This window comes from Micromonospora sp. NPDC048930, from assembly GCF_043197935.1.
GTDB lineage: Bacteria > Actinomycetota > Actinomycetes > Mycobacteriales > Micromonosporaceae > Micromonospora.
On record NZ_JBICUB010000007.1, the window covers coordinates 437,576 to 454,081 of the forward strand.

Annotated in this window: 15 protein-coding genes; 5 read left to right on the forward strand and 10 right to left on the reverse strand. The window is 72.3% G+C overall.

Annotated elements, in window-relative coordinates:
• Positions 1-39 precede the first annotated feature (39 nt).
• The 6 genes from ACGFI9_RS21170 to ACGFI9_RS21195 all read right to left on the reverse strand — a co-directional run bounded on the left by ACGFI9_RS21170 (position 40) and on the right by ACGFI9_RS21195 (position 6,166).
• A complete protein-coding gene (locus ACGFI9_RS21170) occupies positions 40-1,275 on the reverse strand; it encodes an adenylosuccinate synthetase (protein WP_393180076.1) in 1,236 nt (411 codons plus the stop codon).
• The gene (locus ACGFI9_RS21175) at positions 1,272-2,231 is read right to left on the reverse strand and encodes a hypothetical protein (protein WP_393180078.1); all 960 of its coding nucleotides are present in this window, start codon (positions 2,229-2,231) and stop codon (positions 1,272-1,274) included. The genes ACGFI9_RS21170 and ACGFI9_RS21175 overlap by 4 nt, the downstream gene beginning before the upstream one ends.
• Before the next feature lie 57 nt (positions 2,232-2,288).
• Entirely contained in the window at positions 2,289-3,041 is a 753-nt protein-coding gene (locus tag ACGFI9_RS21180; RefSeq protein WP_393180080.1) for an NUDIX domain-containing protein, read from the reverse strand.
• A gap of 81 nt (positions 3,042-3,122) precedes the next feature.
• Positions 3,123-4,013 carry a MaoC/PaaZ C-terminal domain-containing protein gene (locus ACGFI9_RS21185; RefSeq protein WP_393180170.1) on the reverse strand — a complete coding sequence of 297 codons (891 nt, stop codon included), beginning with the start codon at positions 4,011-4,013 and terminating at the stop codon, positions 3,123-3,125.
• 263 nt (positions 4,014-4,276) lie between these two features.
• Positions 4,277-5,635 (reverse strand): 3-oxoacyl-ACP reductase, encoded by a 1,359-nt coding sequence (locus ACGFI9_RS21190; protein WP_393180081.1) that lies wholly within the window; start codon positions 5,633-5,635, stop codon positions 4,277-4,279.
• Between the two features lie 60 nt (positions 5,636-5,695).
• Positions 5,696-6,166 (reverse strand): GbsR/MarR family transcriptional regulator, encoded by a 471-nt coding sequence (locus ACGFI9_RS21195; protein WP_393180082.1) that lies wholly within the window; start codon positions 6,164-6,166, stop codon positions 5,696-5,698.
• An 88-nt stretch (positions 6,167-6,254) separates the two neighbouring features.
• Here ACGFI9_RS21195 and ACGFI9_RS21200 point away from each other — a divergent pair, with 88 nt between their 5' ends.
• The gene (locus ACGFI9_RS21200) at positions 6,255-7,163 is read left to right on the forward strand and encodes an ABC transporter ATP-binding protein (RefSeq protein WP_393180084.1); all 909 of its coding nucleotides are present in this window, start codon (positions 6,255-6,257) and stop codon (positions 7,161-7,163) included.
• A gap of 39 nt (positions 7,164-7,202) precedes the next feature.
• Here ACGFI9_RS21200 and ACGFI9_RS21205 read toward each other — a convergent pair whose 3' ends face one another.
• Complete coding sequence (locus ACGFI9_RS21205; RefSeq protein ID WP_393180085.1) at positions 7,203-7,352, reverse strand: hypothetical protein; 150 nt, start codon at positions 7,350-7,352, stop codon at positions 7,203-7,205.
• On the opposite strand from ACGFI9_RS21205, the gene ACGFI9_RS21210 reads away from it, so the two are divergent.
• The 3 genes from ACGFI9_RS21210 to ACGFI9_RS21220 all read left to right on the forward strand — a co-directional run bounded on the left by ACGFI9_RS21210 (position 7,342) and on the right by ACGFI9_RS21220 (position 10,783).
• Positions 7,342-8,109 carry an ABC transporter permease subunit gene (locus ACGFI9_RS21210; RefSeq protein WP_393180087.1) on the forward strand — a complete coding sequence of 256 codons (768 nt, stop codon included), beginning with the start codon at positions 7,342-7,344 and terminating at the stop codon, positions 8,107-8,109. The two genes, ACGFI9_RS21205 and ACGFI9_RS21210, sit on opposite strands and share 11 nt — an antisense overlap.
• Positions 8,110-8,306: 197 nt before the next feature.
• Complete coding sequence (locus ACGFI9_RS21215) at positions 8,307-9,599, forward strand: acetyl-CoA C-acetyltransferase (RefSeq protein WP_393180088.1); 1,293 nt, start codon at positions 8,307-8,309, stop codon at positions 9,597-9,599.
• 410 nt (positions 9,600-10,009) lie between these two features.
• A complete protein-coding gene (locus ACGFI9_RS21220; protein ID WP_393180090.1) occupies positions 10,010-10,783 on the forward strand; it encodes a hypothetical protein in 774 nt (257 codons plus the stop codon).
• Between the two features lie 131 nt (positions 10,784-10,914).
• Here the strand turns inward: ACGFI9_RS21220 and ACGFI9_RS21225 are convergent, their stop codons facing one another.
• Together ACGFI9_RS21225 and ACGFI9_RS21230 are read right to left on the reverse strand one after the other, a co-directional pair.
• Positions 10,915-11,661, reverse strand: coding sequence for an SDR family NAD(P)-dependent oxidoreductase (locus ACGFI9_RS21225; RefSeq protein WP_393180091.1), 747 nt, complete (start codon positions 11,659-11,661; stop codon positions 10,915-10,917).
• 170 nt (positions 11,662-11,831) lie between these two features.
• The gene (locus ACGFI9_RS21230) at positions 11,832-14,138 is read right to left on the reverse strand and encodes a PKD domain-containing protein (protein ID WP_393180093.1); all 2,307 of its coding nucleotides are present in this window, start codon (positions 14,136-14,138) and stop codon (positions 11,832-11,834) included.
• Positions 14,139-14,396: 258 nt separating this feature from the next.
• On the opposite strand from ACGFI9_RS21230, the gene purB reads away from it, so the two are divergent.
• Positions 14,397-15,821, forward strand: a complete 1,425-nt coding sequence (purB, locus tag ACGFI9_RS21235; RefSeq protein WP_393180094.1) for an adenylosuccinate lyase — start codon at positions 14,397-14,399, stop codon at positions 15,819-15,821.
• 9 nt (positions 15,822-15,830) lie between these two features.
• Here purB and ACGFI9_RS21240 read toward each other — a convergent pair whose 3' ends face one another.
• Complete coding sequence (locus ACGFI9_RS21240; protein WP_393180095.1) at positions 15,831-16,409, reverse strand: YbjQ family protein; 579 nt, start codon at positions 16,407-16,409, stop codon at positions 15,831-15,833.
• Positions 16,410-16,506: the final 97 nt, after the last annotated feature.

Below are 16,506 nucleotides of genomic sequence, written 5' to 3' on the forward strand. Positions count from 1 at the left end.
CTCCGTGCTCGCCGACCGGCCGCGGGCCGAGTCACCGGATCACACCGGGAGGAGGGCCTCGACCTTGTCCTCGGCGGTCGGGCCGTGCGAGGTGAGCACCACCGGGACGCCCAGCGCGGCCGCCACCGCCGCAGGCCAGTCGGCGGGCGGGTCGTCGTACACCGGGCGGGCCCGCAGCAGGCGGGCGGTGAGCGCGGCCTGCCGGTCCAGGTCGCCGGCCGGGCCGGGGACGAGCCGGTCGAGGGTGTCGTAGCGGTGGCAGATCCGCAGCCCGGGGCCGGCCAGGTCGAGGTGGGTCAGGGCCAGGCCGTCCACGCCGCCCGCGACGTCGAGGGCGTACCGGTGGGCCACCGCGTCGAAGTGGCCGAACCGGAACCGGCCCTGCCAGGGGTTGGTCGGGTTGCGCGGGTCGGTGAAGGGCAGCGCCGGGTCCTCGGTGACCAGCGGCCCGGGGCCGTGCCGGGTGGTGGTCACCCGCAGCACCCCGAGCCGCTGCGCGGTGCCGGCCAGGCCCGCCTCGGCCAGCAGCGCCTCGGCGTTCGCGAAGGTGGTGGTGCTCCACGTCGTGTACGGGTGGAAGCCGTGCCACTCGTCGAGCAGCACCCCCTGCGCCCCCTCGAACACGCAGGTCCCCGCACGCAGCACCCCGGCCAGGTACGTCCGGTCGACGATCGCCACCCGCGCGGCGAACCCGGCGTACGCGGGCAGGCAGTCCTCGACCGGCGGGGCGTCCAGCGGGCCCAGTTCGGCGGTGAGCCGGTCGCGCAGCGCGGTGAGCCGGCGGCGCAGCACGGCCGGGCGGCGGCAGTCGGCCACCCGGGGCGCCTCCTCGGGGTGGGCGAGGCCGTACGCGACGGCCTCGCCCACCCCCAGCCCGCAGGAGCCGTGCCGGTCGGCTCCCCGGGCGATCTCCCGGGCCCGGTTGGCGGCCCGGTGGTACGGCGTGGCCAGCAGCGCCTCGCCGTCCACCGTCAGCCGGTCCAGCGCGTCGGGCACGCCCACGGACGTGAGGTGGTCGGCCTCGGCGGCCAGCGCCAGCGGGTCCACCACCACGTGCCGCGACAGGTGGGTACGGACGCCGGGACGGAACGTCCCGGCACCGAACTGCGCGAACGTGTGGTGCCGCCCGTCGCGCAGCACGACGTTGTGCGCCGCCTGCGCGCCCCCGTTGAACCGGACCACCGTGTGCACCGGCCGGCTCGCGCAGAGCCGGTCCACGACGGTGCCCTTGCCGGCGTCGCCGTAGCCGAGGTCGACCACGATCACGTGGTTCACCGCCGGGTGCCCCCGCTGCCGTCGGTCGGGGTGAACGGCAGCGCCGCCACCGACGTCCGCCGGCCGCCGTCGAGCCTCGCCAGTGCCCGGGACACCGTCCGGCCGGCCGTCGAGCCGGCCCGGTCCAGGTCGCGCAGCCCCTCGTCCAGGTCGATGGCCTGCTCGCCGAGCCCGACGGTGAGCGCGATGGTCTCGCAGACCGCGTCCAGGTCGTCCAGCTCGACCGCGTGCTGCCCGAGCAGGCCGCGCCAGAAGTCCAGTACCTGCCGGTTGCCGGCGTACGCGCTGCCGGCGGGGAGCAGATAGTAGGTGTCCCAGCGCCGGGTCACCTCGTCGACGATCTGCCGTACCGGCAGGTCCTCGCGCAGGTCGTCGCCGATCCGCCGGGCCACCTCACGGGCCTTCACCCGGGGGTACGCCAGCTCGTCGCCGATGATGAACAGGTAACCGCGGCGGCCCCGCTTCTCCCAGCAGTCGGTGACCGTGTGCCGGGCCATGAAGTACAGGGCCAGCTCGTACGACTCGGTCATCTGGCCGCCACCACCACCCTCCAGCACGATCCGGCCGAGGTCGTCGTCCATCCGGTTGTCCGACTCGAACTGGCCGATCTGCAACGGCACCCGGTCGCAGGTGGCGTCGCCGATCGCGCCGAACATGATCTGCGGGTCGCGGGCGTATCCCTGGCGCAGCAGCAGGCCGAGCAGCTGGGGCAGCTTGGTCTGGAGCACCCGGGGGACGTGCCCCATCGAGCCGGTGACGTCGAAGAGGACCGCGATGGCGGTGGACTCCGGGTGCTCGGCGGAGTCGCGGCTCTCCCGCACGACGCCGCGCGGGTCGAGCGCGGGGTGCACCGTCCGGGCCCCGCTGTCGCTGTAGGAGAAGGCACTCTTTCCGGTGGCCCGCCGGTAGCGGTCGGCGGCGTCGTACACGTCGGTGGACCAGATTCCGCTGCCCATGGCAGCCTCCCTACGGGTTGAGGGTGGACGGTCGGAAGGTGCGGGGGTTCTCGGTCCTCACCGCACCGTCTCCTCCCGGGCGGGGCGCAGCAGCGCCGGGTGGAGCAGCCGGGCGTCGCCGGCGCGGTAGAGCTTGGCCCGGGGGCCGCCGCGCGCCCCGCCGCGTTCGGTGCTGGCGCCGGTGCTCTCCACGAAGCCCGGCACGGAGAGCACCTTGCGGTGGAAGTTGCCCGCGTGCAGCGGGTGCCCCCAGACCGTCTCGTAGACCGCCCGCAGCTCGGTGATGGTGAACTCGGGTTCGAGGAAGCGGGTGGCCAGTGGGGTGTACTCCAGCTTGGACCGGGCCCGCTCCAGGCCGTCGTCGATGATCCGGCCGTGGTCGAAGGCGAGCTGCCGGCTGGTCAGCGCGGTCACCGGCAGCCAGACCGCGTCGTCGGCGTCGGTGCCGGCGGCGGGGTCGGGCAGATCGGGGGCGAAGGCCAGGTGGGCGACCGAGACGATCCGCATCCGGGGGTCCCGGTCCGGAGCGCCGTAGCTGCCGAGCTGTTCCAGGTGTACGCGGCGCAGCCGCTCGCCGCCGAGCCCCGTCTCCTCGGCCAGCTCGCGGCGGGCGCCGGCGGCCAGGTCCTCGTCGGGGCGGACGAAGCCGCCGGGCAGCGCCCAGTGGCCCTCGTACGGCGGGGCGCCCCGGCGGATCAGCAGCAGGTGCAGCGCGCCCTCGCGGATGGTCAGCGCCACCACGTCGACGGTGACCGCGACCGCCGGGTAGTCCCGGGGGTCGTACGCGGCGAGGAAGTCCTGCTCGTTCACGGCGTCTCTCTCACTTCGAGAACAACTCAATCTGAGAACAACTTAGCGCACGAAAGAGGGGTACGCCAAGCCCCTCTTTCCTCAGCGGACGGTGCCCACCAGGTGCGGCCGCCCGTCCCGCGCGCTGTGCAGGGCGAAGTCCCAGCCCGTCCCGGCGGCGGTGGCGCCGAAGGCCACCGTGGACGGCAGCGGCACCGGCAGCTTGAACGCCACGTCCACCGTGTACGCCTCCGGCAGCCGGCTCTCCAGGGCGGCCAGGCAGCGCGCCTTGCTCCACATGCCGTGCGCGATCGGGCGGGGGAAGCCGAACAGCCGCGCCCCCAGCCGCGAGGTGTGGATCGGGTTGTGGTCGCCGGAGACCCGGGCGTAGTCCGTCCCGACCCGCGGCGTCACCCGCCAGTGCGCCGACGAGGCCGGCGGGGTCGGGCGGTCACCCCGGTCGCGCCGCGGGCCGCCGCCCGCCGTCCGCTCGCGGCCGAGATACGTCGAGACGCCCCGCCAGACCTCCTCGCCGTCGACCGAGCCGACCAGCACCACGTCGAGCTGCCGGCCCCGCTCGTGCGGGCGCAGGTTCTCGGCGTACGTGCGGAAGTCGACGGTCTCGCCGGCCTCCACCGGCCGGTGCACGGTGATCCGGTTCGCCACGTGCACCACCCCGGTCAGCGGGATGGGGAACTCCGCCGCCGTCATCAGCCGCAGCGCCAGCGGGAAGCCGAGCACGTGCAGGTACGTCCCCGGCAGCCGGTCGGCCAGCCGGAACCCGCAGACCCGGTCGTAGTCGGCCAGGTGGGCCCGGTCCACCGTCACCCCGGTGACAGACAGCTCCACCTCGGGCACGTCCCGGCCGCGCCGGCCACCCGTGCCGGGCAGCGCGCCGAGCAGGGCGCGCCGGTAGAGCGCGCCGGGCGCCGGCAGCCGGGGCAGGTCGATGCGGACCCGCCCCTCCGGACCGGTGCGCGCGGGAGCGGTCAGCGTGCCCGTCGACCGGCTCGACGCGACCGCCGCGGCCGCGGCGGACAGGTCGTGGGTGAGGTCGTCCGCCAGCGCGGACAGGTCCTGGGTCGCCTCGGCGGACAGGGCGGGCCGGTCCGCCGCCGCGTCGCGCGGTGACTCCGCGCCGCCCTGCGCGGCCAGGGCGTTCCGGGCCGCGGTGAGGTCCTGGGTGGGCCCCTCGATCAGCTCGTGCACCGACAGTTCCTCGGCCGGCTCCTCCGACCGCCGCTTCCGACGTGCCATCACGCCCCCAGCAGGCTCTGGCCGCAGACCCGGACGACGTTGCCGGTCACCGCGCCGGTGGCCGGCCAGGACAGCCAGCCGATCGTCTCGGCCACGTCGACCGGCAGGCCCCCCTGGGCCATGCTGTTCATCCGCCGGCCCGCTTCGCGGATCATCAGCGGGATCCGCGCGGTCAGCCGGGTCTCGATGAATCCGGGCGCGACCGCGTTGAGACTGATGCCCCGCTCCCGCAGCACCGGGGCGAGCGAGTCGACGAGGCCGATCACGCCCGCCTTGCTGGTCGCGTAGTTGGTCTGGCCCCGGTTGCCGGCGATGCCGGCGATCGAGGAGACCGAGACGATCCGGCCGCCGGTCGGGATCAGGTCGCGCTCCAGCAGCACGTCGTTGATCCGCTCCTGGCTGGACAGGTTCACGTCGATGACCTGGTCCCAGCGGTCCGCGTCCATCCGGCCGAGGGTCCGGTCCCGGGTGATGCCGGCGTTGTGCACCACCACGTCGACCCGGCCGTGCCGGCTCGCCAGGTGCTCGGCCAGCCGGGTCGGGGCGTCCGGCGCGGTCAGGTCGAGCTGCACCGCGGTGCCGCCGATCTCGTTGGCCACCTCGGCCAGCGCGTCCCCGGCGGCCGGCACGTCCAGCGCCACGACCGTGGCGCCGTCCCGGGCGAGCACCCTGGCCAGCGCCGCGCCGATGCCCCGGGCCGCCCCGGTGACCAGGACGACCTGCCCGTCCAGCGGCCGGTCCCAGTCGGCCGGCGCGGTGGCGGTGCCGGCGCCGACCCGGATCACCTGACCCGAGACGTACGCGGACCTGCCGGACAGCAGGAAGCGGAGGGTGGCTTCCAGGCTCACCGGGGTGCCGGCGTCGCCGTCCTTCGTGACGTACACCAGCTGGGCGGTGACGCCCCGGCCGAACTCCTTGCCGATGCTGCGGGTGAGCCCCTCCAGGGCGCGCTGGGCGGTCGCCTCCCGGGGCGAGCCGCACTCGGCCGGCGGGGTGCCCAGCACGATCACCCGGCCGCTCGGCAGCAGTGCCCGGGCGTGCGGGTGGAAGAAGTCGTAGAGCTGGCGCAGCCCGGTGGAGTCGGTGATGCCGGTGGCGTCGTACACCAGGCCGGCGTAGCGCGCCGTGGCGTCGGTGGCCGCGGCCGGGTCCCGTAGCTCGACCCCGGCGAAGGTCAGCAGCTTGGTGACCTGCTCGGCGAGCCGGCCGCCGGTGGCGGCGCCGAGCAGGACCGGCCCGGGGACGAGCGGATCGCCCGGCGTGTGCCGGCGCAGTCGAGGCGGGTCGGGCAGCCCGAGGCGCTTGACCAGCGCGCGGCCGGCCCCCGTTTGGACGAAGCTCGCGTAGCGGTCGCTCATGCCCGTAGCCTACTGGCGAGTAGGTTGAGTGCAAGCCCTATGTTGCCGCGGCCGGCCGCGTCAGGCGTCCGCACCGGGCCCGGCGCTCCGTCCGGCCCGCCATCGATCCACCAGCGCGGGGAGCTCGCGGAACATGAAGCCGTAGAAGTCCCGCATCTCCGCCAGCCGTCGGGCGGCGAGGCTGTCCTTCCCCGCGGCGGCCATCCCCTCGTCGGCCGCCGCGAACATCGACTGGACCAGGCCGTTCTGCGTCGACATCAGGGTCGCCCAGGCGCCCTCGCGCAGCCGGTAGTGCTCCCGGCGGCTGCCCGGTGCCGGGACCCGTTCGATCAGGCCCACGGTGGACAGCATCTTGATCGCGCCGGAGACGGAGCCCGAGCTGACGCCGAGCTGTTCGGTGAGTTCGGTCGCGGTCACGCTCTCCGTGTCGGCGAAGAGGAACGCCGCCATCACCCGTGCGGTCGCTTTCTGCAGCCCGCCCTGGGCCAGGGCCAGCGCCATCCGTTCGGCAGCCGCGGTGGTGTCCGCCAAGGTCGTCGCCCTCCTTCGGTGTGATCCGGGCCAACTTTAACATCTCTTAGTCTTCAAAAATCTCTGAACACTCTGATAGCTTGCGGACATGCCTCCCGCTATCGAGCTCAACGGGCTCACCAAGACGTACGCATCCCGGCGCGGCCTGACCGACCTCACGCTGGATGTGCAGCCGGGCGAGGTGTTCGGCTACCTCGGCCCCAACGGTGCTGGAAAGTCCACCACCATCCGGCTGCTGCTGAACCTCATCCGCCCCACCTCGGGCTCGGCCCGGGTCCTCGGGCTGGACCCCGGCTCCGACGCCGTCGACCTGCACCGCCGGATCGGCTACCTCGCCGGTGACTTCGTGGTCGACGGTCGCCAGCGAGCCGGCGAGTGCCTCACCTTCCTGGGCAACCTACGCGGCGGCGTACCCGCGGCTCGGATCGTCGAGCTGGCCGACCGCCTCGACCTGGACCTGAAGGCCCGGATCAAGAGCCTCTCCAAGGGCAACCGGCAGAAGGTCGGACTGGTGCAGGCGTTCATGCACCGGCCCGAGCTGCTGATCCTGGACGAGCCGACGTCCGGGCTGGATCCCCTCGTGCAGCAGACGTTCCTGGAGTTGGTCGCCGAGGCCCGGCAGGACGGGCGGACCGTCTTCATGTCCAGCCATGTGATGAGTGAGGTCGAGGCGGTCGCCGACCGCGTCGGGATCATCCGGGAAGGTCGACTCGTCGCCCTCGACACGGTCGTCGACCTGCGCGACCGGTCCCAGCTGCGGATCCGGATCACCTTCAGCGAGCCAGTCCCCGCCGCGGAGTTCGCGGCCGTGCCCGGCGTCCGGGACCTGGTCGTGCAGGGCCCGGTCCTCGACTGCCGGCTCGACGGCACCCCGGACGCCCTGATCAAGGCCGCTGCCCGGCACACCGTCACCGGGCTGCACGCCGACACCCAGGACCTGGAAGAGCTGTTCCACGGCTACTACACCGGGCGGCAGGAGACCAGCGATGTCGCCTGACGCCCGTACCTCCCTCCCCTCAACCCACTCCGACGCCCATCAGGGCGCGGCGACGAACGGCGGCACGATGAATTCAGCAGCGGCGAGGGCCAGCGCGGCCCGTCCGGCAACCTCCTCCGTCTCCTCCGTCGGCACGGTCCCCGGCACGTCGACGGTCGCCCGGGCCTTCAGCCGGTCGATGTTCGGCAAGACGCTCTACGACAACCGCCGGATCTTCACCGTCTGGGCGCTGGCCACCGGCCTGCTCGCCATGGCGTACGGCAGCTTCTATCCGCAACTGTCCCCCGAGTCCGTGGCGAGCGTGCCGGAGGCGATGCGGGGCTTCGGGCTGGACGACACCGCCACCGCGGCCGGCTACCTGCAGGGCGCGGTGTTCGGGCTGCTCGTGCCGCTGCTGGCCACCTGCTACGGCGCGGCGACCGGAGCGCGGATGACCTCCGCCGACGAGGAGTCGGGCTACCTCGACCTGTTGCTGGCGCACCCGATCGGGCGGGCCCGGCTGCTGCTGCACCGGTTCGCGGCGCTCGCCGTCGGCGCCGTGGCGCTCTCCGCCGCCGTCCTGGTCGCCGTCCTCGCCGTGCGGACGTCCGCCCGCCTGGACACGATCAGCGTCGCCAACTTCACCGCCCAGGCGGTCAACCTGGCGCTGCTCGGCCTGTTCTTCGGCGCACTCGCGACGGCGGTCGGCGCGGCCACCGGGAAGAGCCGGGCCACGGTCTTCGGCCTCACCGCCGGCCTCGGGGTGCTCGGCTACGCCCTGAACGGGTTCGCTCCCCAGATCGGCGCGGAGTGGCTGCGCCACGTCACCCCGTTCCACTACTACATCGGGGGCGAGCCGCTGCGGTACGGCTTCGGCCCCACCGACATGGCCGTCCTCGCCGTCGCCACCGCCGTCCTGCTCTGCGCGAGCATCCTGCGGTTCGCACGGCGCGACCTCGGCCGCTGAGATTGAAAGGAGGGGCCCCCTGTTAACGCCTCGCGTTGTACAGGGGGACCCTGCTGACACCTGCCGCTGCCGGCGCTGTCCGGCCGGCATGCGACAGGCGTGCCGGGCTGATGCCATCAGGACTCGCGTCGCGGCCACCCGGCGGCGTAGCCTACTGGCGAGTAGGGTTCGGGCAACAGCTTCAGAGGAGGCCGATCGTGCAGAGTGTCCGGCGGGTCGCGGTCATCGGCGGCAACCGCATCCCCTTCGCCCGGTCCAACTCGCGCTACGCGCACGCGTCCAACGCCGACATGCTCGGCGCGGCCCTGGACGGTCTGATCGCCCGGTTCGGCCTGGCCGGGCAGCGGGTCGGCGAGGTGGTCGCCGGCGCGGTGCTCAAGCACTCCCGGGACTTCAACCTCACCCGCGAGGTGGTGCTCGGCTCCCGCCTCGACCCGCACACCCCGGCGTACGACATCCAGCAGGCGTGCGGCACCGGGCTGGAGGCCGCCATCCTGGTCGCCAACAAGATCGCCCTCGGGCAGATCGAGGTCGGCATCGCGGGTGGCGTGGACACCACCTCGGACGCGCCGCTGGCGATCAACGAGGACCTGCGCCGTACCCTGCTCCAGCTCAACTCCGCCCGGACCCTCGGCGAGCGGCTGAAGGTCGCCGCGAAGCTCCGCCCGCACCAGCCGTTCAAGCCGGAGATCCCGCGCAACGCCGAGCCGCGCACCGGACTGTCCATGGGGGAGCACGCCGCCCGGACGGCGCTGCGCTGGAACATCGACCGGCAGGCCCAGGACGAGTTGGCGCTCCGCTCGCACCAGCGGCTCGCGGCCGCGTACGAGAACGGGTTCTTCGACGACCTGATGACCCCCTACCTGGGGCTGACCCGCGACCAGAACCTCCGCCCGGAGACCAGCCTGGAGAAGCTCGGCTCGCTCAAGCCGGTCTTCGGCACCAAGGGCCCGGACGCCGAGCGGGCCACCATGACCGCCGGCAACTCCTCCCCGCTCACCGACGGCGCGTCCACGGTGCTGCTGGCCAGCGAGGAGTGGGCCCGGGAGCACAACCTGCCGGTGCTGGCCTGGTTCTCCTGGTCCGAGACGGCCGCGGTCGACTTCGTGCACGGCGACGAGGGGCTGCTGATGGCCCCCGCGTACGCGGTGCCCCGGATGCTGGCCCGGGCCGGCCTGAGCCTCCAGGACTTCGACCTCTACGAGATCCACGAGGCGTTCGCCTCGCAGGTGCTGGCCACCCTGGCCGCCTGGGAGTCGCCGGAGTTCTGCAAGGAGCGGCTGGGCCTGGACACCCCGCTCGGCGCGATCGACCGGGACAAGCTCAACGTCAACGGCTCCTCGCTGGCCGCCGGGCATCCGTTCGCCGCCACCGGCGGTCGGATCGTGGCCACCCTGGCCAAGCTCCTCGACCAGCGGGGCGGCGGGCGGGGCCTGATCTCCATCTGCGCGGCCGGCGGGCAGGGCGTGACCGCGATCCTGGAGCGGTGAACCGGGAGAAATCGGGCTTTACTCCTTTTCGGTACCGGAAGGTACAGATTCATGTTGTGAACCTCCCACGATGAGGGCGTTGATCGCCCTAATTCAGGAGATTCACCATGAGAACACGTCGTTGGCTCCTGGCCGCGCGTCCTGGCCTCGTGCGATGGCGGGCCAGCGAACTTCCGGATGCCCGGGAAATGGATTTCTCGGGCTGGCATGGGTATGGTCTTGATCAATCCGTCGGATCCCGTTTGCGGGTTCCGCCGACATCCACACAGCAGATGGTGCCTGGCCAAGCATGCTGAGCGGCAGGCGGATCCGCCAGCCCAGCCGGGACGAAGTCAAGCGACGGCAGGTGCGGCACGAGGTGTCGCCGTTCCGTGCCCGAACCGCGCTCCTTTGGGGGAAGATTGAACAGGTTGTCCAAGGTGCTCCTTGCGGCCACCGCGGCACTGGCGGTAGCCCTTCCGGGCAGCACGGCGCAGGCCAGCACGGCAGAGGCCGAGAGCGTCGCCGGTCTGATCGAGCCGGCAAGCCTCGGCACGTACGGCGACTACTCGCGCATGTTCGAGCGCAGCGCCGGGCAATTCTGGTCGGGCAGCTGGCGCAACCAGTGGGCCTGGGAGCCGCAGGGCCTGAACGTCTCGCACATCAGGTGGGGGGATCCGGCCGCCTGGCCACCGGCCAACTACGAGCGGTTCGAGCGCAGCCTGGACGGGCAGTGGGTGCTGCTCGACGGGTACGGCGACAACACCGGTTTCCTGCCGCAGCAGGTCACCAGGGAATTGATCGGTGACGTCAACTGCCAGAACATGACGGCGCTGCCCTGGGACGGGGGCAAGCAGCACTACGTGAAGTGGAACATCCAGTCGACCGCGTACTGCCTGGAGGCGTGGGGGCAGATCCTCATCCCGGGTGGCACCCCGGTCGACTTCTACCACAAGCAGGTCTGGTTCCCGCCGTCGCCGCCCACCTGCAACAACATGTACTACCAGAACCAGACCTGCATCAAGCAGTACGAGGTCTGGAAGGACAACAACCCGGGTAACGGGGGCGTAGCCGGGGGTCCGCTGGAACTTCGGCACGAACGGGACCACATCCTCGCCAAGGGCCTCGGTCCGGCGTACATCATCCACAACTACTTCCCGAACAACGGTTGGCAGGCCGAACTCCGGTACAACTGGACGTACTAGCCACCGTCCGCTGTGGGCGCCCGGGGTGGGTGCCCACAGCGGTTGCGTCCGGGCGCATGTCGGCCGTGCTCGCCTTCGCCGCCGCTATCGGCACGGTGGTCGGCGCGGCACACCGGCGAGCGGCGGCCGGGTCAGGTGGTGGCGCCGCCGTCGATGGCGATCGACGCGCCGGTGATGTGCCGCCCGCCCTCGCCCACCAGGTGGCTGACCATCGCCGCCACGTCGTCCGGCGTGCCGTACCGGCCGAGGGCGATCTGCGCCCGTTGCGCGTCGGCGCCGGCGCTGTCCGCCCGGTTCATGTCGGTGTCGGTGGAACCGGGCAGGATCAGGTTGACGGTGATGCCGCGCGGGCCGAGCTCGCGGGCGAGCGCCCGGGTCAGTCCGTTGACCGCGCTCTTGGTCATGGCGTAGACGCTCACGCCCGGGGCCGGGGTCGGGACGCGGCTGGCGAAGCTGCTGCCGATGTTGACGATCCGGCCACCCGCACCGAGGTGGCGTACCGCCGCCTGGGTGGCCAGAAACACCCCGCGTACGTGCACGGCGATGGCCAGGTCCAGGTAGTCGAGGCCGACCTCCTCGATCGGCGCCGACGAGAACACCCCGGCGTTGTTGACCAGGATGTCCAGCCGACCCAGCTCGGCGACGGTCCGCTCGACCGCGCCGACCAGTGCCGTCGGGTCGGCGCTGTCGGCCCGGATCGACAGGCCGGTGCGGCCGTACGACTCGATGCCGGCCACCACGGCCTTCGCGCTCTCCTCCGCCTCGCGATAGGTGAACGCGACGTGCGCGCCGTCCCGGGCCAGCCGGCGTACGACGGCGGCGCCGATGCCGCGGCTCCCGCCGGTGACCAGGGCGACCCTGCCGGTAAGACTGGACACTCTTCCCCAATCCTGTCCGTCGACTCAGGACGGCGATCACCCTATCCGGCACCCGGGCCGGCGATAGATCTGGCCGCCCTTCCTCTGCTCCGGCCCGCGGGCGGCGGCTCGAAGAAACGGCGATGCCCGTCCGGTGGTACCCGGACGGGCATCGGTCGCTGTGCCGTGGATCAGCCGAGGCTGAACCTCTGCCACGAGCCCATCCCGATTCTGATGCTGCTCGCGATCAGCGGCTTCGCGCCGGCGCTCGGCGCGGTGACGTAGCGGTTGTTGACGGCTGCCCTCAGGCTGACCGTGCCGTAGCTGTTGCGGACGAGTGTGAACCGTTCCGGCGTCCCGACGCCGGTGCGGTTGGCGATCAGCGGCAGGGTGCCGGCGCTCGGCGCGGTGACGAAGCGGTTGTTCGACTGTGCCAGCAGCGCGATCTGCCCGTTGCCGAGGTCGACCAGGTCGAACCGCTCCCAGAGCCCGACGCTGGTGCTGCTGGCGATCAGCGGCTTCGCGTTCGCGCCGTCCGAGCGGACGTACCGCAGGTTGGCGCGGGACTTGAACGACCGACCCGAGTCGGCGATGTTGACCCGGTAGAACCTCTGCGGAGCCCCGATCGAGGTCGCGTCGGCCACCAGTGCGGCGGTGGCCGACGCGGCGGTCACGTAACGGTTGTTGGCCGCCGCCTGCAGGCTGATCGTGCCGTCCGTGTTGCGGAGCAGGTGGAACCGTTCCGCCGTGCTGGCCCAGGTGCCCGCCGGGATGAGCGTGCCGTTGCCACTCACGTACCGGCCTGCGGCCCGGGAAAGGAGGGCCACCTGGCCGCCGCCGGCGTCCGCCAGGTCGAACTGGGCGGTGGCGCCGAGCCGGGGCTGGTCGGCCAGCAGTTGGCTGCCCGTGCTGGCCGCTGCCGCGTAACGGAGGCTGGTCAGGGCGAGCAGCCCGACCGTGCCGGTACGCCGCAGCACGCTGACTGCCTGCGGCGTGGCGGTGCTGGACCGACCGTCGCTGCCCGACACCTGCACCGAGACGTTGTAGTCGCCGAGCGCCGCGTATCGGTGCGTGGCGACCGGCGTGTCCTGCGTGACCATCGTCCCGTCACCGAAGTCGAAGACGTACGAGGTGATCGGCACATAGCCGGGGGTCGAGGCGGAGGCGTCGACCGTGACCGAGCCGGTGCCGAGGTCCAACGCCGTGTTGAACCGGGCGAACGGGTTGCCATAGAACTCGGTGGCACCCCGGTCGGCCCAGGGGACCGGCCCGGCGCCGGTGTTCGCCACCGCCGGGTTGTCCGCCCGGGCGGTGCCGAGCCGGTCGGTCGCCTGGTAGCCGGGCGCCGCCGAGTTGGCCGAGTCCTCTCTGTCCCTGCTCGAAGGCGTGTCGATGTCGTGGGTGGCCTGGCCGGAGACGGTGCGGAACGCGGCCAGACTCATCCGGGTGCCGTTCCAGGAGTAGGCCGCCCCGGACGGCGAGGCGTTGTGGTACGTGTTGTTGTAGTCGACCACCGTGTCCCCGGCACCGTCGATGCCGATCTCGGCGCCGCCGGGCCCCGAGCTGGGGCAGTAGCTCTGGCCGAAGAGCCCGTTCGAGATCAGGTAGCTGTTCTGTACTGAGACGCCGGTCGAGGTCTCGTCGACCCGGATGCCGTCCTGGCACCGGCCCTGCACGGAGTTGTTGGTGATCGCCGTGCCGGTGGCGCCGCGGTTGTGGATGCCGTAGCCGATGCCGCCCCTGACGTCGTTGTTGGCCACCACGGTGCCGGTCGCTCCCGGCCCGACGGCGATGGCCGCGCTGCCGAAGCCGCTGATGAGGTTGTTGACGATGGTGTTGCCGGGTCCGCCGTTCCGGATGCCGGCGCTCTCCCGCGCCGAGGTGTCCGCGCTCACCACGTTGAGGCGGTCGATGGTGACTCCGCTGGTGGCGGCGTCGGTCGTCACACCGTCGGCGAGGTTGTTTCCGCTGATCGTGAACTGCGTCAGCGCTGAGCCGGTGACGCCGGCGAGCCGGACGGCCGGTGCCGTGGGCGCGTTCGCCATCGTGTAGCTACCGCCCCGGATCGTGATGCCCGAGGCGGCGTGGAGGTCGAGGGCGGGCGCGCCGGCCCCTCCCCTGACCCGGAGATCCTGGAGGACCACGTCGTGCTGGCCGTCGATGACGAAGCCGGCGTCCGGCCCTCTGAGGCTGGCGACGTCACTGGCGAGGAAGGTGATCGGTTGTTCCGGCGTGCCGGAGGTGGCGATGGTGACGCGTTCCGGGTAGTCACCCCGGCCGACGTCGACGGTCTGCCCGGCGGTGACCACCGCAGCGGCCTTTCCGACAGTGCAGAACGGCTCCGCCAGCGTGCCGGAACCGGTGTCCGAGCAGGCGGTGGACTGCTGGCGGACGTAGAGGGTTGCCGGTTCGGTCGCCTGGGCGGCGCCCGCGGTGGCGAGCAGGGAAGTGCCGGTCACCGCGATCGCGGTGACTCCGGCGAGGGAGGGTCTGCGCATGTGAATCCTCGACGGATGAGGAAGATCCGGCCTGGTCCCGGAGGTGGATGGGGCCATGATCCCTTAACGGCCGAGGCCGCGGCGCCCTGACCGGCATACCGGATGCCTCGCCTGCGACGCCCCGTTCCGCCCATCGAGGTACAAACAGACAACCAGCGCGACCGGGTCCGGCGTCGCCGCAGGTGTGCCGCAGTCCCGGCGGGCCGGCATGAGCGCCCGCCGAGCCGGCCGCCCCGCGGGTACGAAAGAATGAGGGCCGTGACGACGATCCCGAACGTGCTCGCCAACCGGTACGCCTCACCCGAACTGGTCGCCCTCTGGTCGCCCGAGGAGAAGGTACGGATGGAGCGGCGGCTCTGGCTCGCCGTGCTGAAGGCCCAGCGGGACCTCGGCGTGCCGGTGCCGGACGGGGTCGTCGAGGCGTACGAGCGGGTGGTCGACGACGTCGACCTGGCCTCGATCGCGGCGCGCGAGCGGGTCACCCGGCACGACGTGAAGGCCCGGATCGAGGAGTTCAGCGCCCTCGCCGGGCACGAGCACGTGCACAAGGGGATGACCTCGCGGGACCTCACCGAGAACGTGGAGCAGCTCCAGATCCGCGCCTCGCTGGAGCTTATCCGGGACCGGGTGGTCGCCACCCTGGCCCGGCTGGCCTGGCACGCCCACGAGTACTCCGGCCTGGTGATGACCGGCCGGTCGCACAACGTCGCGGCGCAGGCCACCACGCTGGGCAAGCGCTTCGCCTCCGCCGCCGAGGAGCTGTTGATCGCGTACGAGCGGCTGGATGACCTGATCAACTGGTTCCCGCTGCGTGGCATCAAGGGGCCGGTGGGCACCGCCGCCGACCAGCTCGACCTCTTCGACGGCGACGCCGACAAGGTCGCCGAGCTGGAGCGCCGGGTCGCCGAGCACCTCGGGTTCAGCCGGGTGCTGGACAGCGTCGGGCAGGTCTATCCGCGCTCGATCGACGTGGCGGTGATCGCCGCGCTATCCCAGGTGGCCGCCGCGCCGTCGTCACTGGCCACCACGATCCGGCTGATGGTCGGGCAGGAACTGGTCACCGAGGGCTTCAAGCCCGGCCAGGTGGGCTCCAGCGCCATGCCGCACAAGATGAACACCCGCTCGTCGGAGCGGGTGAACGGCTTCGCGGTGATCATCCGGGGCTACCTGTCGATGGTCGGCGAGCTGGCCGGCGACCAGTGGAACGAGGGGGACGTCTCCTGCTCGGTGGTCCGCCGGGTCGCCCTGCCGGACGCGTTCTTCGCCGCCGACGGGCTGTTCCAGACCTTCCTCACGGTGCTGGACGAGTTCGGGCCGTACCCGGCGGTGATCAACCGGGAGCTGGAGCGCTTCCTGCCGTTCCTGGCTACCACCAAGATCCTGGTCGCGGCGGTGCGGCGGGGTGTCGGCCGGGAGGTCGCCCACGAGGTGATCAAGGAGCACGCGGTCGCGGTGGCGCTGGCCATGCGGGAGAAGGGCGCCGCCGAGAACGATCTCTTCGACCGCCTGGCCGCGGACGGCCGCCTGGGCCTGACCCGGGCCGAGATCGACGCCCTGGTCGCCGACCGCAACGCCTTCGTCGGCGCGGCCGGAGCGCAGGTCGACCGGGTGACCGCCCGCATCGCCAAGATCGTCGAAACCCACCCCGAGGCCGCCGCCTACTCCCCACCCCCCATCCTCTGACCGGCAGGGTCAGGAGTCGCGGGTGGGGGTTTCGGCGGCCGAGGAGAGGTTGGGGGCGCTCGCCGGTTCGGCGATGCCGCCGGGGGCCTCGGTGATCTCGGGTTCGTGGGCGGTCTCGGCCGCCACCATGGGCTGGTCGGGCGGCATCACGTCCGGCATCTTGGGTACCACGATCACCGCCGTCCCGTACGCGCAGATCTCCATCCACATCTCGCCGCAGTCCCGGCTGTCGAAGCGCATGCCGATCACCGCGTTCGCGCCGAGCCGGCGGGCCTCCTCGCCCAGCCGGGCCACGGAGTCGGTACGCCAGCGGGTGAGGTTGTCCGGCGCCATCGGGTCGTACGCGCCGCCGCGCAGGTTCTTGACCCCCTCGCGGTAGGGGTTCCGGGTCCTCGCCATCGAGGAGACCACTTCGCCGAGGATCTGGCGGATCTCGTAGCCGGGCAGTTGATCCGTCGTCACGACCAGCACGGTTCCGATGCTGTCAGGGCGTCGGCGGCCGGTTCGTGAGCTGTGTTCACCTGATCGGATGCTGCAAAACGGCGCGGCGCGGACGGTCGGGGTGCCTCCGACCCATCCGCGCCGCACCGGCGCTAACGGTCAAACACCGGCCACCGAGGTGATCCAGGTCCGGTTGTACGCGACACTGCGGACGTATCCATCGAAGCCCAACGGTGAATGCCAA